Annotated in this window: 17 protein-coding genes; 8 read left to right on the plus strand and 9 right to left on the minus strand. The window is 66.0% G+C overall.

Annotation, left to right across the window (positions count from 1 at the left end):
- Nucleotides 1-140: 140 nt before the first annotated feature.
- From FEJ81_RS05465 to dcd, 4 genes are all read right to left on the minus strand, one after another.
- A complete protein-coding gene (locus tag FEJ81_RS05465) occupies nt 141-938 on the minus strand; it encodes an alpha/beta fold hydrolase (protein WP_138244327.1) in 798 nt (265 codons plus the stop codon).
- 96 nt (nt 939-1,034) lie between these two features.
- On the minus strand, nt 1,035-1,787 hold the full coding sequence (locus tag FEJ81_RS05470) for a hypothetical protein (protein ID WP_138244328.1): 753 nt from the start codon (nt 1,785-1,787) through the stop codon (nt 1,035-1,037).
- An 86-nt stretch (nt 1,788-1,873) separates the two neighbouring features.
- On the minus strand, nt 1,874-2,953 hold the full coding sequence (locus FEJ81_RS05475) for a Vms1/Ankzf1 family peptidyl-tRNA hydrolase (protein ID WP_138244329.1): 1,080 nt from the start codon (nt 2,951-2,953) through the stop codon (nt 1,874-1,876).
- A 125-nt stretch (nt 2,954-3,078) separates the two neighbouring features.
- The gene (gene dcd / locus FEJ81_RS05480; protein ID WP_138244330.1) at nt 3,079-3,681 is read right to left on the minus strand and encodes a dCTP deaminase; all 603 of its coding nucleotides are present in this window, start codon (nt 3,679-3,681) and stop codon (nt 3,079-3,081) included.
- Nucleotides 3,682-3,845: 164 nt separating this feature from the next.
- Between dcd and FEJ81_RS05485 the strand changes: the two genes are divergently transcribed.
- Both FEJ81_RS05485 and pth2 read left to right on the plus strand, forming a co-directional pair.
- Nucleotides 3,846-4,661, plus strand: a complete 816-nt coding sequence (locus tag FEJ81_RS05485; protein WP_138244331.1) for a hypothetical protein — start codon at nt 3,846-3,848, stop codon at nt 4,659-4,661.
- 167 nt (nt 4,662-4,828) lie between these two features.
- Entirely contained in the window at nt 4,829-5,167 is a 339-nt protein-coding gene (gene pth2 / locus FEJ81_RS05490) for a peptidyl-tRNA hydrolase Pth2 (RefSeq protein WP_138244332.1), read from the plus strand.
- A gap of 5 nt (nt 5,168-5,172) precedes the next feature.
- Here pth2 and FEJ81_RS05495 read toward each other — a convergent pair whose 3' ends face one another.
- Nucleotides 5,173-6,153 (minus strand): DMT family transporter, encoded by a 981-nt coding sequence (locus FEJ81_RS05495; protein ID WP_138244333.1) that lies wholly within the window; start codon nt 6,151-6,153, stop codon nt 5,173-5,175.
- 238 nt (nt 6,154-6,391) lie between these two features.
- Between FEJ81_RS05495 and FEJ81_RS05500 the strand changes: the two genes are divergently transcribed.
- Complete coding sequence (locus tag FEJ81_RS05500; RefSeq protein WP_138244334.1) at nt 6,392-7,186, plus strand: helix-turn-helix transcriptional regulator; 795 nt, start codon at nt 6,392-6,394, stop codon at nt 7,184-7,186.
- 56 nt (nt 7,187-7,242) lie between these two features.
- On the opposite strand, the gene FEJ81_RS05505 is transcribed toward FEJ81_RS05500, so the two are convergent.
- Together FEJ81_RS05505 and FEJ81_RS05510 are read right to left on the minus strand one after the other, a co-directional pair.
- Nucleotides 7,243-8,937, minus strand: a complete 1,695-nt coding sequence (locus FEJ81_RS05505; RefSeq protein ID WP_138244335.1) for a spermidine synthase — start codon at nt 8,935-8,937, stop codon at nt 7,243-7,245.
- A 102-nt stretch (nt 8,938-9,039) separates the two neighbouring features.
- Nucleotides 9,040-9,267: a hypothetical protein gene (locus FEJ81_RS05510; RefSeq protein ID WP_138244336.1), complete on the minus strand. Its 228-nt coding sequence runs from the start codon at nt 9,265-9,267 to the stop codon at nt 9,040-9,042.
- A gap of 168 nt (nt 9,268-9,435) precedes the next feature.
- On the opposite strand from FEJ81_RS05510, the gene FEJ81_RS05515 reads away from it, so the two are divergent.
- Complete coding sequence (locus tag FEJ81_RS05515; protein WP_138244337.1) at nt 9,436-9,846, plus strand: SRPBCC family protein; 411 nt, start codon at nt 9,436-9,438, stop codon at nt 9,844-9,846.
- Nucleotides 9,847-9,922: 76 nt separating this feature from the next.
- Here the strand turns inward: FEJ81_RS05515 and FEJ81_RS05520 are convergent, their stop codons facing one another.
- Entirely contained in the window at nt 9,923-11,161 is a 1,239-nt protein-coding gene (locus tag FEJ81_RS05520) for a CobW family GTP-binding protein (RefSeq protein ID WP_138244338.1), read from the minus strand.
- 162 nt (nt 11,162-11,323) lie between these two features.
- Between FEJ81_RS05520 and FEJ81_RS05525 the strand changes: the two genes are divergently transcribed.
- The 4 genes from FEJ81_RS05525 to FEJ81_RS05540 all read left to right on the plus strand — a co-directional run bounded on the left by FEJ81_RS05525 (nt 11,324) and on the right by FEJ81_RS05540 (nt 16,691).
- Nucleotides 11,324-13,267 carry a hypothetical protein gene (locus FEJ81_RS05525; protein ID WP_138244339.1) on the plus strand — a complete coding sequence of 648 codons (1,944 nt, stop codon included), beginning with the start codon at nt 11,324-11,326 and terminating at the stop codon, nt 13,265-13,267.
- Nucleotides 13,268-13,388: 121 nt separating this feature from the next.
- On the plus strand, nt 13,389-13,685 hold the full coding sequence (locus FEJ81_RS05530; protein ID WP_006431173.1) for a hypothetical protein: 297 nt from the start codon (nt 13,389-13,391) through the stop codon (nt 13,683-13,685).
- A complete protein-coding gene (locus FEJ81_RS05535) occupies nt 13,685-14,662 on the plus strand; it encodes an ArsA family ATPase (protein ID WP_138244340.1) in 978 nt (325 codons plus the stop codon). Before FEJ81_RS05530 ends, FEJ81_RS05535 begins: the two co-directional genes overlap by 1 nt.
- Before the next feature lie 199 nt (nt 14,663-14,861).
- Complete coding sequence (locus FEJ81_RS05540) at nt 14,862-16,691, plus strand: carbon starvation CstA family protein (protein WP_138244341.1); 1,830 nt, start codon at nt 14,862-14,864, stop codon at nt 16,689-16,691.
- Here the strand turns inward: FEJ81_RS05540 and FEJ81_RS05545 are convergent.
- Entirely contained in the window at nt 16,688-17,317 is a 630-nt protein-coding gene (locus FEJ81_RS05545; protein ID WP_138244342.1) for a hypothetical protein, read from the minus strand. The genes FEJ81_RS05540 and FEJ81_RS05545 overlap by 4 nt on opposite strands.
- Between the last annotated feature and the right edge of the window lie 139 nt (nt 17,318-17,456).

Here is a 17,456-nt window from a genome sequence, read left to right on the forward strand (position 1 = left end):
ATTCCGTCCTCGAGTCCTCACAGTTCAACCGTTCCATCGCGACTCGACCACCGCTTCATAGCGACCCGGATCGGCGGTCTCGCCGCTCGAGCGGGGCCGTTACCGAGTCGCTCGCTGCGTCGCGTCGCTGGCCCCATCGATTACTGCCGCGTGGGGACGGCCTGCCGGACGAACCGCCGTACCCGATCCGTGTACGTCGCCGGGCGGTGGAGGTTGCAGATGTGGCCGGCACCGGCGAGGACTTCGACGCGGCCGTCCCGCGCCGCGCCGGCGTGGGCCTGCTCGCCGCGTCGCATGAGTTTGTCGTTCTCCCCGTTGAGGATCAGCGTCGACCCGGGATAGCTCGAGAGCTTCGCCCGGAAATCGACGCCCGCGATGTCCGGGCCCGCGTCGCCGAACTGCTTCGGGTAGAAGCCCGAGTCGATGATCTCCCGCTCGATGTCCGGCGGGAGATCGCGGTTTCGGACCCAGCGCGTCGCGAGCTTCTCGCCGGCGCGTTTCCCGAGGTCGGGTTTGGTCAGGAGCCGCGTCAAACCGCCGGTCAGTCGCGTACCGAGCGCCATCGTGTTCACCGGGTTGACGCTGCTACCCGACAGCACCAGCGCGTCGACGTCGCCGGGATTGCGGTAGGCGTACTCGGTCGCCGCGTACCCGCCCAGCGAGAGCCCGACGAGCACCGCCGAGCCGTCGACGTGGGTCTCGAACACGTCCTCGAGGACGTCGATCGCCGGGGCCATCCGGAACGGCTTGCCGGCGCGGGTCCCGTGACCCGGCAAATCGGGCGCGACGGTGTGATACTCCTCGGAGAGTTCCCGCTGCTGGGGCAGCCACATCTTTCGCGTGAACATCGCGCCGTGGACGAACACGATCGATTGTGCATCCGATGGGCCGGCGACATCGACGCCCTCGACGCCGTCGCCCTCGCCTCTCCAGTTCATAGCTGGTGTGCGTATCACAAGGAGCGTCTTAGTAGGCCACCCGGCGAGCCACGGCGAGCGCGGAAACGAATCCGGTGTCGACGCGAGTTGTGGACGCTACTCGTCCCCGCTCTCGTCGGAACCGGATCCGGACTCGGATTCGGCGTCCGTCAGCGACTCCGTTTCGGGGTCGTCTGCGAGCCCTCGTGCACCGTCCTCGGTCGTCGGCCCTCGATCGGTCGACTCCGTCTCGCGGAGCGCGTCCGGGTCCACTGCGGCGTCGGTCCGGTCTGCATCCTCACCGGGATCAACGGTCGCGTCCGTCCGCTGTGGGTTCTCGTCGACGTCTACCGTCGCATCGGATCGGCTGCCGTCGTCGCCAGCCGACCCCGACGAGAACTGCGGATCGCGGTCGGCTAGTTCGGTCGGATCAGCCTCCATCCCGCGACCCCGTTCTTCGATCTCGTCCATCTCCTCGGCCGTACGCAGGCCGTCATCGTCGGCCATATCCTCGGAGATTTCAGTCTCGTCGATCCCGCTCATGCTGCCGGCGGGCTCCGTCTCCGGTCCGTCGGACGACGACCCGTCGCGCTCGGCACCGGCGTCGGTCGTCGAGTCATCCCGGATCGGAAGCCCGCCCTCGAGTCGGATCGCGTCGCCAGTAATTTCGCGAACGGACTCCCGGTCGAGCATGATCCGCTCCTCGGCACCCTTCTCCCAGCCGAGCGAGGACTTGATCGACTCGACGGCCGACGGGTCCGGCCTGACGCGGGCGATGTCCCCCTCGACGGCCGCGACGACCCCGACCGCCTCGCCGGCGGCGTTCTCAACGGGCTTGTCGATGTCGTCGTCCGAAAACGTGGCGCACATACCGTCGGCTACCGCGACTCGAGGCAAGCCGGTGGTGCCTGCAACAGCCAGTCGATTTCGGGGACCGCAGCCGGTCTGCCCCGTCGTCAGTCGATCGGGAACCGCAACAGCGCGCCGACGCCGTCGAACGCGTCGCGAAAGCGGCTGCCGTCCGGGAAGTCGTCCGGAACGACGACGGTCTTGCCGCCTTGCTCCGCGGTTCGGTCACCCAACGTCTGTAGCTCGCGCCCTTCGAGCCCCGTCGAGAGCAACAGCGTCTCGACCGCGTCGTACTCGAGTGCGTCGTCGACTTCGTCTGCGCCGTAGGCGACGGGGTCGCCGTCGTCACGGACCGCTTCGAAAAACGTCCCGAGCGTGTCGCGGACATCCCCGCGATCGCGCTCCGAAATCTCGCTTTCGCCCTTGGCCGCGAGTTGGCGGAGCCCCTGCTCGGAGGCGTACTCGACGGCGAACTCACCGACGAGGCGGTCCTCGAGCCGGTGGTCGAGGTCGGCCTCCTCGCGGAAGTCCTCGACGGTGCCCGTGGTGCCCCCGAGGAGGACGCCGTCGATCGGGTCGCCGTCGACGAATTCCATTTCGGCGCGGTCGGCCACCTCGTCGAAGAAGTCGCGTTTCTGGCGCTCGCGGTCGCGTTCGAACCGCTCGGCCGACTGCCCGCCGGCGCTCGACTTTCCCGGCACGTCGCTATCGAAGCGCTCGATCGGCTCGACGCCCTCGTCGTCCAGCCGGCCCAGCGCGGCCCCGCCGCGCTCGACGACGAGCAGGCCGTAGGTCGATTCGGGCTCCGCGAGGGTCTCGAGGGGCTCGAGGGCGAACTCGTTCGCGTGGTCGTATCTGGACTCGTTGATCGGGACCGGGAGGTCGTCGAACGACGCGGCGACGAGGTCGCCGTCGACGACGCCGGCGTAGATCGCCAGCCCGGTCTCGGGCACCTCGTCGTACTCGTTCAGGCGGCTTCGGGTCTCCTCGAGTGCGTCGACGAGCGGCTGGGCCGTCGACTGCTCGGCGAGCTGGGTCGCCTCGGCGTAGTCGGTTTCGACCGGCTGGCGGGCCTCGCCGATCGATTCCTCGGGCGTGACGGTCAGCGTGACGAGCACGTCGCGGTCGGCCGACGCGTCCGAGAGGCGGTCGAGTCGCTCGTGGAGTTCGTAGTTGGCAGGAGACATGGATAGCGCGTTCGTGTCGCCGCCTCGTCGACGGAACCGACGAACTCGTCACATCCGATGTCGGCGTCGAGGAGGGGCTACCCGCGGCTACAAGCGGCCCGGGATTGAATGCCCTGCCGGCGTGTTCACCGGTCGCGCTCGAGTTGGTCGCCGCCGAACTCGTCGTCGCTCTGGATACGGGAGGCCTGCGGGCCGTCCTGGTCCTGATACTTCGAGCCGCGTTCGCTGCCGTAGGGTCGCTCCGCGGGCGACTTGAGCTCGGTGAACGTGAGCTGCGAGATGCGCATGCCGGGCGTGAGCGCGACCGGGGCGGAGCCGAGGTTCGACAGCTCGAGCGTGATCTGGCCCCGATAGCCGGGGTCGCAGAGACCCGCCGTGGCGTGGACGACGACGGCGAGTCGGCCGAGCGAGGAGCGGCCCTCGACGTGGGCGATCAGGTCGTCAGGAATTTCGACGCGCTCGTGGGTCGTCCCGAGCACGAAGTCGCCGGGATGGAGGATGAAGTCGTCGTCCTCGTCGACGATCGTCTCGGTGACGTACTCGTCGACCTCGTCTTCGGTGTTCGGGTGAATACAAGGGATGTTCGTCCGCTGGAACTCGAGGAACTCACGGCCCAGCCGCAGATCGACGCTCGCGGGCTGGATCTGCAGTTCCGGATCGTCTAACGGTTCCACGACGAGATCGCCGGCCTCGAGGCGCTCGAGGATGTCCGCGTCGGAGAGGATCATACGGAGTAGGAGCGAGCACGGGGCCCTAAATTCCTCGGTCCGAGCGCGACCCGTCGGTCGGCCGCGACCGACCGATCGCGCGGATCGTCGTCTCGTGTGAATACGCTGAAATTCTCGCGCGGACGGCCTAACCGATTATAACGCTGTATCACAAAGGCCGCCGCATGGATGGGGAGCAGGACCGGTTCCACGGCGACACGAGGGTTCTGCATCAGCAGGCTGTCAGAATACCGCTTCCGGATCGGGAGGCCGAGCGCGTATTCCACGAGAACATGATGAACGTGGCAGCTGCTCGAGAGCAGAAAGCGGCGCTGTTCGCCGACTCGGACGTCTCAGTGTTAGACGCCTACGAAGCGGAACGCGATCGCATCGCCGAGACGTTCCAGCGGCGGCTTCGACGGACTGTCGGGGAGAACTACGAGGAGGTCGCGATGGCATATCACCGCGGTGAGCGAGACGACCGGATCGGCGCGCTGGCCGCGTACTACTTCGAGGGGGCGTGGCGGGCACAACAGCAGGTCACGATCACCGACATGCTGTATTCCCCGCTGATACTCCGCTATCCGGACAGCTTCACCCTCAACATGCGGTTCGCCAGCGGGTACACGACGGCGGAATCGGTCCGCTACGAATCGCCGGCCCACTGTTCGGAGGACCTCGACGACGGATACACCGAGACCTACTACGAGGAGAGCCTGTACTCCCAGAAACAGGCCGCCGACTACCTCAGCGAGACCGCCGAGATCATCCGCGAGGAGTTCCCCGGTCCCGACGAGACGTCCTTCGAGGAGCGCAAGTACGGCGGCGTCGTCTCGGCGGGCGGCCGCCGCGGCTCGGTCTTCTCGGAACTGCTCGAGCGCGTCGAGCCCGATCCCGATCGGTTTTCGGAGTCGATCGACGAGCCGACTCTCGTCGAGGCCGGCCCGGAGGCGACGCGGACGGAGCGCAAACTCCTTCGAGACTGCGAGATCGTTCACTGACCGCGGCCGGTTCACCCGACGCGAGTAGCGAAAGCGGTGGTCGCGCAGTTGGAACGCGCGTCTCTGGCGGACGAAATCTCACCGGATGAACGGCTACTCGCCGACCCGTCGTCGCTTTCGCCGCGGAGATAGTCACGGCTAAAGGTGTCCCCGTCCTCGAGTCGGCCATGAAACAGGCCATCGTCGCCCGTACGGACATCGGGATGGGGCAGGGAAAGCTCGCCGCACAGGTCGCTCACGCGTCGCTGTCGGCCTACGAGAAGGCGGACAAACAGTTACAGGACCAGTGGAAACAGGGCGGACAGAAGAAGGTCGTCCTGAAAGGCCAGAGCGAACGGCAGCTCCACGAACTCTCCGAAATCGCCGAGCGGAAGGGGATCCCGAGCGCCGTGATCCGGGACGCCGGCCACACCCAACTCGAGCCGGGAACCGTCACCGCGCTGGCGGTCGGTCCGGCGGCGGACGACCGGGTCGATAGCGTGACCGGCGAGCTGTCGCTGTTCTAATCCCGTCAGTCCGAGCGGTAGCCCCGCGGTTCCTCCCTGACCGCCGATTCGTCGTCTGCCAGCGGCGGGTCGGCGGGAACGGTCGGGAGCAGCGAGCGAACGTCGATCGACTTGCTGCCAAGCACCGCGAAGCCGGCGAAGATCGTCAGGAAGCCGACGACGGCCATCGCGTCGATGGTCTCGTCGAGCAGCGCCCAGCCGCCGAGCGTCGAGACGACGGGCACGACGTAGAAGATCAGGTTCGCGCGGATCGCGCCGGCCGTGTCGATGAGGCCGAAGTAGGCGATGTAGGCGAGGACGCCGGCGAAGATGCTGACGTAGCCGAGCGCCAGAGCCGCTTCGGCGCTCCACGTGATCGCGGCCGTCGACTCGCCGCCGGACCAGGCCAGCAGGTGACACAGCGCGGCGGCGAACGGCAGGCCCCACGCGACGCGGACCGTACTCGAGAGGTCGCTGTCGGCCCGGCGGATGAGGACGGCCCCGAGCGCGGCGGCGATCGCTCCAGCGAAGAGGATACCTTTGCCGACGGCACCGCCGAGCAGGTTCGCGGGGTCGGGGCTGACCACGAGGGCGACGCCGAGCAGGCCCAGTCCCATGCCGGCCGCGCCGCGGGCGGAGAGTCGCTCGTCGGAGAGCAGGAACGCGGCGAACACCGGCGTCATGATGGGGTTGAGACTGTACATGATCGAGGCGACGGCGCTCGTGACGTACTGCTGGCCGACGAACAGCAAGGCGTTCGTCAGCCCGATCGCGAGGACGCCGGTCGCGAGGATCGCACCGATATCGCCGCGAGTCCGCGGGAGCAGTTCCGACCGCGACGACGTCAGACCGACGTAGGCAAGCATGACGACCGCGGCGATGTCGAACCGGAAGGCGACGAACAGCAGCGGCGGAAAGTACGCCAGCCCGGCCTTCGCGGCGACGAAGGTGCCGCCGAAGAACAGACTCGAGAGGGCGAAGAAAACGGCGATGCGGCGGGAAACCATCTACGCCGTCACCTCCGTTCGAACCGTGTGCGCCGGACCGATCTCGGCCGACGCGGGGATAGCGAAAATCATCGTACTACACCGTACGAGCTACGGGTTTATAGTTTCGTTCAGAAAATATTTCATAGTAAGAAAGGTCGGCGAGCCGAGAAACTGCTGGAAGCCGCGATACCGCTGCAGACCGTGAAATAATTTCACACTGCGAAAACGATTTACCACAGCGGCGACGACTGTCCGTATGGAATCGGCGCTCGAGGAGATCGAGTTCCTCGCACTCTCGTCGAACCGGGTCGAGGTACTCAGGCTGCTCGCCGAGGAACGACGGACGCGGACCGACCTCGCGAACGCGACCGGCGCCTCGCAGGCGACGCTAGGCCGGATTCTCGGCGATTTCGAGGACCGATCGTGGATCAGACACGACGGCAGCGAGTACGTCGCGACCGCGACCGGTCGGCTCGTCGCGGAGGGGTTTACCGACTTACAGGAGATCCTCGAGACCGAGGGCAGGCTCCGGGATATCGTGGACTATCTGCCCACGCACGCGATGGACTTCGACCTCCGGCGGCTCTCGGACGCGACGATCACCGTCCCCAGCGGAACGCGGCCGAACGCGCCGCTGAGCCGGTTGCTCGGATTCCTTCGGGAGGGCGTCGAGGTCCGGACGTTTTCGCACACGTTCAACGAACAGACGCTGCGCGTCGTTCGAGAGCGCGTGACCGCCGGCGAGCAGCGCTTTCGAGGCGTGTTCGGCCGCAGCGCGATCGACGCCCTCGCCGACGACTCGGCGCTCCGGGGACAACTCGAGGCCCTGCTCGCGGCCGAGGACGCCGAAATCCGGGTCCGCGAGGAGGGCGTGCCGATCGCGATCATGATCGTCGACGAGGTCGTCTACCTGCTCTTGCGCGACGAGAACGGCATTCTCCGCGCCTCCGTCGACACCGACGACGACGCCGTGCGCTCATGGGCCGAGGACTCGCTGGATCACTACTGGCGGACGGCGACGCCGCTCGAGTCTGAGACGCTATCCGACTGAGAAGCGACCGGCGCGCCCGTTCTGCGTCATCATGGCTCCGTAGCCGCGGCGACCGGCTACGGCGACGCCGGTTCCGTTGCCACCGGGCCGACGGCCGCCGGATCGGGCGCTCCCGACTCGAGTCCCGATCCGCCCGGTTCCGGCGCGGGTCGCGCGAGTGCGGGTGAGGAGTCCGCCGCGATCGACGCGGGTTCCGGGCTCGTCTCCTCGTCGCTCGTTTGCTCGATGACGTACTCCTGTCCGACCGTCGACGCCTGCAGGCTGTCGACGGGCGCGTGGTCCTCGGTCAGCACCGGCACGTCGTCGGTCTCCGGCTCGGAGAGCGAGGCGTTGATCTCGCCGCTCAGGTCGATCCCGAGGTCGCGGTTCTCGTTTCGCTTGGCGAGTTCGGCGTCGGTGAAGTCGGTGTTGTCTTTCGTCGCGACGACCTCGATGTTCTGGACCGAGTCCCAGTTCGATGTCCGGTAGCTGTAGGTCGACGCGAACGCCTCGTCGATGGTCTTGTACTGGGCGCGGTAGAACTCCGAGCCGGCACCGCTGGGTGCGGCGATGACGTTCGCGAGGAAGACGCCGTCCTCGGTCAGTCGCTCCTCGGCCAACTCCATAAATCCGAGTTGGGTCAGGTGAATCGGGACCTGATCCTTCTGGTAGGCGTCGAGGACGATCACGTCGTAGGTCGTGTCGGTGTCTCGGAGGAACTGCCGCCCGTCTTCCGTGTGGACGGTCATGTTCTCGCCCTCCTCGAGATCGAAGTAGTTCTTGGCCGCCTGCGAGACCTCGGGATCGAGTTCGGCGACGTCGACGTCGGCGTCGTATTTCCGCTCGAAGTCCTTCGGACCGGTGTACCCGCCCCCGCCGATGAACAACACGTTCTCGACTTCGTCCGGATCGTCGACCATCAGCATGGGCAGGTGGAAGAACCGCGTGTACTCGAAGACGTGTCGGTCGGGGTCCTCGAGGTCCATCGCGCTGTGGCGGGCGCCGTCGAGATACAGCGTCCGGGTATCGCCGTCGTCGATGACCTCGAGTTCCTGATAGGCCGTCTGGGTCTGGTAGACGACGTCGCCGCGGTGGTCGAACGCGATCGGGCCGAGGCCGGCCGCGACGACGAGCAACACTGCGATGGCGACGCTGGCAGCCGCTGGTTTCGATGTGACTGCGGGGAGCGTGAGCGCGAATGCGGTGCCGACGAGGACGAACCCGAACAGGAGGCCGATCATGTCGATGCCGAGCACGGGGATGAGGAGGTACGTCGTCGCGCCCGCGCCGACGATGCTCCCGATCGTCCCGAGCGCGTAGACGTGGCCCGACGCCTCGCCGGTCCCCTCCTTCATCGAGAGTTCGGCCGAGTAGGGGCTGATGAACCCGAGCAGGTAGGTCGGCGGCCCGAAGAGGATGAGGACGGCCGGCAGCGAGGCGTATCGGGCCGGCAGCGGCATCGCCGAGGCCGAGAGCAGGAGTTGGTCGCTCGCATAGACCACGACGGCGACGTAGCCCGCCGTCCCCAGCAGGATCCAACTCATCCGGCGGTTCGACGCGGTCCCGGCTCGCTTCCCGCCCTGCCAGTAGCCCAGACTCAGCGCGGTGAGGAAGACGGTGATGATGCTTCCCCACGTGTAGATGCTGCTCCCGAACTGGGGGGCGATGATCCGGCCTGCAAGAATCTCCAGTCCCATGCTGGCAACGCCGGAGACGAACACTGCGACATCGGGCTTCGTCGGCCGGTAGGCGGACAGCTGCCGCATACTCATTATCGAAACTGTAGCGGGCCTGCGACGAGAACCTGTCGCCTCGCGACGGTCTCGCCGGACCGCCGCTATCGCCGCCGTCGATCCGCCCCTCGCGACGACCGGTTAGGGCCGCGTGACGACGTGGGTGAGCACGAAGACGGCGAGAGCCACCGCTGCGACGGTGACCGGCGTGAATACGAGCGCACCGATGAGGTCCGCCCCCCAGACGAACATCGCGGCGAACAGCGTCGAGAGGACGGCGTTCAGGAGGAGCAAGACGCGCGGATCGCCCTGCGAGGACTCGAGGCCCCCCTGTAGTCCGTCGTCCGGCTCGCCGTCGGGTTCGGCCATGCGAAGAGAGGGGGACGTGGGTCACTTAGAGGTTTCCGTGCACGACACCGGCGACCCGCAGCGGAAATCTGCCGTGTTGGCCGCGTCGAGACGAGTGTCGGCGGTCTCATCGGGAACGATCCCGCCGGGACGGCGGTTTTTATAGTGGTTCGGCGGCACGTGGTCACTATGCGCGAGGTGACGGCGTCGCGAGTCCTCGAGGTGGCCGCGGCCGACCTCTCGGCGTGGCTCGAGCCGGCGGCGATCGTCGAAGCCGAGGGGAGCTTCGCGGTCGAGCGCGTCGAGGAGGGAGCCGACGCCACGATCGTCGTTGCCAGCGGTCCCGGAATCCGACTTCCGCTGCGGTTCGAGGACCGCGACGGCGTGATTTACTACACGCAGGAGGGCGAACACGGTCCCTTCTCCCACATGGAGACGTGGCTCGAGTACGAGCCGATCGACGACGAGCGGACCCGGGTGACGATCCGGTCGGCCGTCGAACTCGCCGCACCGCTGCCCTTCGGCGATCGGATCGCCGCGTGGAAACGCAACGGCGAACTCGAGGAGGCGCTCGAGACGATCGAGACCGAACTCGGCTGACGGTCGTAGTGGGATGAGAACGAGCGGCGGAGACGGAGTAAGAGTACGGAGCGGTGAGCGCGGGCAGCGGCAGCGATCAGGGCTCGCGAAGTACGACGTCCTCGTCGTCCTCGCTCGGGAACGGGTTCGGCAACTCGTCGGCTCGCTCCCACTCCTCGTCGGTGACCAGACAGTCCTCGAGTCGCGAGCGAAGCGTCGGTTCGTGGGCCGCGAGATCGGTGCCGATGACGACCAGTTCCGTCCGGCGGTCGCCGTGGTCGTCGTGCCACTCGAGGTCGGGGCGATTAGAGCGGTATAACTCCCGCTGGACCTCGGGGAGGGCGGCGATCCACGGCCCGCGGACGGTCGCGCGGACCGATGGACCGGCCTGAGCGATGTCGAGTTTCACGTCGCGGCCGGCGATCCACGCCGTCCCCTTCGATCGGACGATATCGTCGGGGAGGTCCCGGAGGAACGACGCGAAGCGCTCGGGATGGAACGGGCGGCGCTCCCGGACGACGAACGAGTCGACGCCGTAGACCTCGTCCGGATGGCGATGGTCGTCATGTCCGTGATCGTGATGGTCGTCGTGGTCGTTTGGTTCGCCTCCGTGTGCAGTGTCGTCGTCGGCCAGCGCCCGCTGCCAGCCCGCTAACTCGCCCGTCCGGCCGGGATCGAACAGGTCGACGCCCAGTATGCGATCCGGGTCGACCTCGCTGAACGTCGTGTGGATCGTCTCGGCGGTCGGCTGGAGCGCGCGGACGAGGGCTTCCGCCCGCTCGAGTTCCGCGTCCGTACAGAGATCCGTCTTGTTGAGCAGGACCAGATTCGCGACCTCGAGCTGTTCGATCACCAGATCCGAGAGCGGGCGATCGGCATCGCCAGTCTCTCCGCGGCGCTCGGGAACCTCGTCGCCGGCGAAGGTATCGAGGAACAGCCGCGTGTCGAGGACGGTCACCAGCGCGTCGAGATCGTAGCTGGCGGCCACGCGCGAAGACGTGATAAAAAGCCGGGCGACCGGTGCGGGCTCCGAGATGCCGGAGGACTCGACGAGCAGGTGATCGAACTCCCGTTCGCGGGCCAGCCGAACGACCGCCGTCTCGAGGTCGTCCTGCAGTTCACAGCAGATACAGCCGTTCGAGAGTTCGGCGACGCCGCCCTCGATGTCGAGATCCGAGCCCTCCGCGACGAGTTCGGCGTCGACGTTGACCGAGCCCATGTCGTTTACCAGTACCGCGAGGTCGCGGTCGGCGGTCCGCAGAAGGTGATTGAGCAGCGTCGTCTTTCCCGCCCCGAGGCTCCCCGAGAGGACGGTCACCGGAATCGGCGATTGCATAGGGATGGGTTGTGACTCGAGGGGCAAGAAGCGTCGCCTCGAGGTCGGGGCTGTCGGCTCGCGGAACGTACGTCGTCCCCACTACCGTTCCCCGGTGAAGTAGTTACTTGATGGGAAAGTAATGAAAACCTACTTGTAATGTCGGGAATAAAATCGGCTCGTATGAAGCAGTGTCCCCGCCGTACCCTCCTCGGTGGCATCGGCACGACGATCACCGCCGCGATGGTAGGAAGCGCCGCCGGCGCGACGACCACACAGACGGGTAGCGACGCCGAATTACCGTCGCTCGATGGGCTCCTCGACTATCTCCCGGCGTCGGTCGCGACGGACTCGATGATGGTGATGGCGACGGACTACGAGCGCCGACGGAAAGCCGACGAACCCTACGAACGCACTCCGTCCACCGGACGGTTCGAGATCGACGCCGAATCCGTCTCGAAACAGGTCTACGTCTACGACAGCGGAGACAGCGAGTTTTCGCGGCCGATCATCGTCCTCGCCGGTGAGTTCGACCTCGAGGGCGACGCCGAGACTCGCGAGACCGACGGCGGCGTCGAGTACGAATACCGAGAGACCGAGGAAACGGTCGCCGCCGTCACCGAGACGCTCGCCGTCATCGCCGAAGACGACGACACGATCGACGACGCGTTCACCGCGAAGGCGGGCGAAACCGAGCGCTTGCTGGCCGCCGAATCCTCCCTCAAGAAGGGGTTCGGCCTCTTCGACGGTGGCCGTGCCGGCTACACCGTCCAGACCGGCAACAGCGCTCAGGCCCCCGATTCCATGGACGACGTTACCGTCGAATACATCGTCCAAGCGATCACGGTACTCGATCCGGACACCCTCGAGATGAACGTCGGGATCGCACTCGAGGACGCCTCCGATGTCACCGACGAACTGATCGAGACGCTCAAAGGCGAACTGGCGTACACCGCAACGACGGGCGAGCCGACGGTCGAAACCGACGGCGCTCTCGTCACCATCTCCGTCGAGCGCGATCTCGCGGCCGAACGGGCGGTCAGAGAACACGACAGTCCCGGATTCCTCCGGGCCGAACGCGACTTCGATCTCGAGGACGACTACCTCGAGATCGAAGTCGGGCGCGGCGACCCGACCCCGATCGAGGACCTCACGCTCGAGGTCGGCGACGAGGAGTACGACCGTGATATCTGGGCCGACGGCCACGGCACCCTCGAAGAGGGCGACACGATCGTCATCGACATGGACGACGTCGAACCGAACCAGTCTGTCACGATCACACACGATCACGAACTCGGCACGAGTTCGAGTTCAACGACGATCCTCAGCCGGTTCCAGTTCGAGTTCGACTACGATATCGATACCGAGACGCTCGCCGTCGAGTACGTAGACGAGTTCCCGCTCGACGGCGACGAGGTTTCGCTCGTCGCCTACGACGAACAGCCGCGATACCGACTCGACGAGGACGGCCCCGAGCCGAAAACGACGACGCAGCCGTGGAGCGGAACGATGAGTTCGGGTGACGAGGCGACACTCGAGGACGTCCAACCCGGCGACACCGTCCTCGTCTGCTGGGACGGCACAGGCCGACAGGACAGCATCGCTCGCACCCGTATCCGACCACCGGGTCGCGTGCGCTTCGAGTACGAGTACGAGAGCGAGACGCTCTCGGCGACCGTCGAGTTCGAAGACGAGACCGAGCGGTCGGCCGCGGAGTACGAACTGTTGATCGACGACGAGCCGGCCGATACCCAGTGGACCGACCAGTACGACACCGTTAGCTCGGGGACGACGATCGAACTCGAGGACGTGGCGGTCGGCACCGACGCCACCGCTGTCTGGGGCGACGAAGACATCCGTATCGGCGGCACGCGGGCGCACCCGTCGATCCAGCTGTCGTTCGACGAGGGGACGGTCACCCACGAGGGCGGCGACGCCCTCCCCGCGTCGAAACTCGAGGCTCGCGTCTGGACGACCGACGGTCGCACCGTGATCGACATCGCCGACGAGGTCGACGGCGACTTCGCGGAGGGCGATTCGTTCACCGTCGACGCTGAGGAAGCTCGCAGCATTATGCTCCGATACGACGGCGAGTATTCGGTCGGCTACGCGCATCCGCCGCGGTAACCGGGTCGAAAACCGAGAGGGCATATTTTCCGGCTTCCGGTTTCGATGATCCGAGCGACACGGACTCGGCCACCGCCGGGACGCGACATATTTTTGTCTCCGGCCCTGAGCATGATTGACGATGACATTGGCCGATCGGATCGCGACGTTCCGGGCCACGCTCGAGGAGTGGCTCCGCGGGCTCTATCACGGGATGATCGCCCATCCCGCCTACGAGAAGATCGAGGCCGAAGCGGAGGACCTCGAGGACGCGTTCATGCTCGCGTGTTTCCCCGACGCCTTCGGCATCCCCTCGCCAGTCTCCTATTACACGGCCGAACTCCTCCCCTTCCTCGAGGACGAGTATCAAGCGTGGGAGCGCCGGATGTGGGACCGGCAGTCGATTATCGAGCGCAAAGGCCACCAGTACCACTTCTGATGACGGAGTTTACCTTCTTCGGCGGCAAGGGCGGCGTCGGCAAGACGACCGTCTCGAGCGCCTACGCCCTCGAGTGCGTCGATGCGGGCCTCGAGACGCTGGTGGTCTCAACGGACCCGGCCCACAGCACCGCCGACGTGTTCGACCAGGAGTTCGGCGACGAGCCGCGGCCGGTCGAGGGCTATGACGGGCTCTCGGCGATGGAGATCGACCCCGATCGGGAAGTCCAGGACCACCTCTCGGAGCTCAAACAGCAACTCGGCTCGCAACTGAGCGCGACGATGGTCAACGAGGTCGACATTCAACTCGAGATGGCCCATCAGACCCCCGGTGCCTACGAGGCCGCCCTGTTCGATCGATTCGTCGAGGTGATGCGCAACGCCGAGCCGTACGATCGGGTAGTGTTCGACACGTCGCCGACCGGGTCGACGCTCCGATTGCTCGCGCTCCCGGAACTGCTCGAGCGCTGGATCGATCGGCTGATGGACAAACGCGAGCGCAGCATCGACCTCTTCGAGAAGGCGGCGATCGGCAACAACGAACCGCGCCGCGTGATGGAGGGCGATCCGATCCTCGCGCGCTTGCGGGAGCGCAAGGAGCGATTCGAGTTCGCCGGCGAGGTGCTGCGCGAGGACGCCACGTTCTACCTCGTCTTGAACCCCGACGAACTCTCGATCCGTGAGACGCGCCGCTCGGTCGAGACGCTCGCGGAGGCCGACCTGCCCGTTCGGGGGCTCGTCGTCAACCGCCTCTCGCCCGAACCCGATCCCGACGAAAACGGCCGGGGCGCGCGCTACCTCCGCCAGCGGGTCGAAACCGAACGCGACCGCCTCGAGCGGATCGAACGCGAGTTCGACGTGCCGATCGCCGCGACGATCGAAACCCGCGTCGAGGAGGTCCGCGGGAGCATTCTCGAGGATGTCGCCGCCGACCTCGAGATCGAGGTCGAAGACGGCGACCGAGCGCCGACGACGTAACGGAGTCGACCGTCGCGATTGGGACAGGGAAACTCGGTGTCGGCGGGAACCCGCGGTAGATTCAGCATCGCTCGTGACGTATATATTATATTCTCAAATCAAGAGAGGGAGGAATGAAAAATCGTTCAGACCTAGTCCGAAATACAATGAATTATATTTATGGTTGTCCCGTGCAACCCATCGCTAGGGAGTTAGTAACATGGCAGGTGTAATTTGGATCGTCGCACTGGTGCTCGTGTTGTTCTCGGTCGCGTACGTGGGGTACGGACGGTACCTCCAGCAGTTCGTCAATCTCGACGACAGCCGGGAGACGCCAGCACACAAGTATCAAGACGGTCAGGAATACGTTCCGGCGAAAAAGCCGGTGCTACTGGGGCATCACTACTCGAGTATCGCGGGGGGCGCGCCGATCGTCGGCCCGATTACGGCCGCACTGGTCTGGGGTTGGGTCCCGGCCGTGCTGTGGGTCGCCATCGGCAACCCGCTGTTGGGTGCGGTCCACGACTTCGTCTCGCTGTCGAGCAGCCTGCGACACGAGGGGAAGTCCATCGGCTACATCATCGGTGAGTACGTCGGGGAGCGCGGCAAGAACATGCTGCTGTGGTTCGCGTTCCTGCTGACGATTCTCGTCGTAGCCGTGTTCGCACTGGTCATCGGGATCGTGTTCGACGGCTACCCGCAGGCCGCCACCGCGAGCATGCTGTACGTCGGGCTCGCGTTCGTCTTCGGATTCTGGCTGTACCAACTGAACCTCCCGTTTTCGGTCGGGACAGTCGTCTTCGTCGCCGGAATCTTTGCGACGGTCTGGGTCGGTATCCAGTACCCCATCGCGCTGTTCGGCTCGAGTTTCGAGAACGCGCCGGATACGATCGTTCTATTCGGCGAGACCGCGCCCTGGTTCGTGCCCGAACTGGGATTCAACGCGAACGTAGGTGCGTGGGTCCTCGTGATGCTCGTCTACGGGGGACTCGCCAGCGTCTTGCCGGTCTGGATGCTGCTACAACCCCGTGACTACCTGTCGTCGTTCCTGCTGTACACCGGTGTCGGCGGGGCGTTGCTCGCCGTCATCGCCGGGACGTTCATCACGTCCACCAGCGAACCGCTGACCTTCCAGATCGACGCGTGGTACGGGGTGCTCGGCAGCGACAACGCGTCGTACGAACTGATGCCGCTGTTCCCGCTGTTGTTCATTACGATCGCCTGCGGGACGATCAGCGGGTTCCACTCGCTGGTCTCCTCGGGCACCACGGCGAAACAGCTCGATAAGGAGACCGACGCGCGGCTGATCGGCTACGGCGGGATGCTCGGTGAAGGCCTGCTGGCCACCGTCGCGCTCTGTACGATCGGCGTTGCGGGAATCGCCGGTGCCGGCGGAATCGGCACGGCGCTGCCAAACTTCGCGACCGGCGGCGGCGTGATCCTCACCGCGTTCGGCCTTCCCGAGAGCTACGGCGCGCCGTTCATGGCGCTGGTGCTCGCCAGTTTCCTCCTGACGAGCATGGACACCGCAGTCCGTCTCAGTCGGTACATGGTCGAGGAACTCGTCGGGACGCCGCAGACGTCGATCGAGGAATACGGCGCGAACCGGTACGTCAACACGAGCATCGTCGTCATCGCCGCCTTCCTGCTCCTCGGAACTGGAAGCTGGGAGGACCTGTGGCTGCTGTTCGGCGGTGCGAACCAGTTGCTCGCCGGGCTGGCGCTGCTGACCGGCACGGTCTGGCTCGCGAACTGGGACCGGAGCAAGCAACTGATGAGCACGGGCGTCCCGCTGGCACTGATGGCGGTCGTGACGATCATCGGGCTGCTGTGGGTCGCCTTCTATCAGGTCCTGTACAGTCGGCTCCTCATGGGCGATCCGACGATCTGGACGTGGATCGCCGGCGGCGGCCAAATCGTGATCAACCTGACGCTGATCGGATTGGCGCTGTCGCTGCTGCGAATGGGCTACGGAAACATCAAGTCCAGTCGCGGCTTCGGCGAAGAACCCGTCGCCGCCGACGGCGGCGAGCCGTCGGAAGACGACTAAAGCTGTAGCCGTCGGGCGATCAGCCCGAGAAGACCGACTTCTTTCCGCTCGATCCGCTCCCAGAGCCGGAAGGCCGTCGCGATATCGGCGTTCTCGCTGGCGACGAGGTCCTCCGGTTCGGGCGCGACGACGGCCAGATTGATCTCGTAGTGGCCGTTGTAGCCGTACTTCAACAGCGTTCGCTCGGAGAAACCGGCGACGCGGCTGCGGATCTCGTCGGGGATCGACGGCGCGACCGCGACGAACGTGAACTCGGTACTGTAGTGTTCCTCGTCGGGATCGATCCAGTCGTCGGCCAACTGATGGCCGAGATCGACGTACCGATCGAGCAGCCGGTCGTCGACGCTGTCGACCCGATCGACGAACAAGTGTTCGGTCGACTCGTGCTCGGCGATCGAGATCGACGGATGGAGGAAGTGCTTCTGGCTCGCGAGGTCCATCCGCCCGTACAGCGTGAACCGCTCGCCGTCGACCGAGCGATCCTTCTCGAGGTCGTAGTTGTGCATCAGACGGTCGCTCACCCGATCGACGTACTCGTCGTCCCAGTCGGGAACGGCCGTTGTTTCGGTTCCCGTACTTGAGTCTGCCCCAAGGGACTCCTCGGATGCGGGCTCCCGGTCAGACATGGGTGGCGAGTCCTCCGTGGTCTCGAGCGGGTGCAGTTCGGGCCGCTCGTCGGAAACAGCGAGTCGCAGTAGTGACCGTCTCCATGTGAGTAGATGCCACGTCGCGGGCAAAAGTCCGTCGGCATGCAGCCCGCGGGAC

It is taken from the genome of Natrinema versiforme (genome assembly GCF_005576615.1).
GTDB lineage: Archaea > Halobacteriota > Halobacteria > Halobacteriales > Natrialbaceae > Natrinema > Natrinema versiforme_A.

What these genes read in the sequence shown, in the direction of transcription:
- FEJ81_RS05465 (WP_138244327.1), bottom strand. Translation starts at nt 938, where the DNA reads ATGAACTGGAGAGGCGAGGGCGACGGCGTCGAGGGCGTCGATGTCGCC.
- FEJ81_RS05470 (WP_138244328.1), bottom strand. Translation starts at nt 1,787, where the DNA reads ATGTGCGCCACGTTTTCGGACGACGACATCGACAAGCCCGTTGAGAAC.
- FEJ81_RS05475 (WP_138244329.1), bottom strand. Translation starts at nt 2,953, where the DNA reads ATGTCTCCTGCCAACTACGAACTCCACGAGCGACTCGACCGCCTCTCG.
- dcd (WP_138244330.1), bottom strand. Translation starts at nt 3,681, where the DNA reads ATGATCCTCTCCGACGCGGACATCCTCGAGCGCCTCGAGGCCGGCGAT.
- FEJ81_RS05485 (WP_138244331.1), top strand. Translation starts at nt 3,846, where the DNA reads ATGGATGGGGAGCAGGACCGGTTCCACGGCGACACGAGGGTTCTGCAT.
- pth2 (WP_138244332.1), top strand. Translation starts at nt 4,829, where the DNA reads ATGAAACAGGCCATCGTCGCCCGTACGGACATCGGGATGGGGCAGGGA.
- FEJ81_RS05495 (WP_138244333.1), bottom strand. Translation starts at nt 6,153, where the DNA reads ATGGTTTCCCGCCGCATCGCCGTTTTCTTCGCCCTCTCGAGTCTGTTC.
- FEJ81_RS05500 (WP_138244334.1), top strand. Translation starts at nt 6,392, where the DNA reads ATGGAATCGGCGCTCGAGGAGATCGAGTTCCTCGCACTCTCGTCGAAC.
- FEJ81_RS05505 (WP_138244335.1), bottom strand. Translation starts at nt 8,937, where the DNA reads ATGAGTATGCGGCAGCTGTCCGCCTACCGGCCGACGAAGCCCGATGTC.
- FEJ81_RS05510 (WP_138244336.1), bottom strand. Translation starts at nt 9,267, where the DNA reads ATGGCCGAACCCGACGGCGAGCCGGACGACGGACTACAGGGGGGCCTC.
- FEJ81_RS05515 (WP_138244337.1), top strand. Translation starts at nt 9,436, where the DNA reads ATGCGCGAGGTGACGGCGTCGCGAGTCCTCGAGGTGGCCGCGGCCGAC.
- FEJ81_RS05520 (WP_138244338.1), bottom strand. Translation starts at nt 11,161, where the DNA reads ATGCAATCGCCGATTCCGGTGACCGTCCTCTCGGGGAGCCTCGGGGCG.
- FEJ81_RS05525 (WP_138244339.1), top strand. Translation starts at nt 11,324, where the DNA reads ATGAAGCAGTGTCCCCGCCGTACCCTCCTCGGTGGCATCGGCACGACG.
- FEJ81_RS05530 (WP_006431173.1), top strand. Translation starts at nt 13,389, where the DNA reads ATGACATTGGCCGATCGGATCGCGACGTTCCGGGCCACGCTCGAGGAG.
- FEJ81_RS05535 (WP_138244340.1), top strand. Translation starts at nt 13,685, where the DNA reads ATGACGGAGTTTACCTTCTTCGGCGGCAAGGGCGGCGTCGGCAAGACG.
- FEJ81_RS05540 (WP_138244341.1), top strand. Translation starts at nt 14,862, where the DNA reads ATGGCAGGTGTAATTTGGATCGTCGCACTGGTGCTCGTGTTGTTCTCG.
- FEJ81_RS05545 (WP_138244342.1), bottom strand. Translation starts at nt 17,317, where the DNA reads ATGTCTGACCGGGAGCCCGCATCCGAGGAGTCCCTTGGGGCAGACTCA.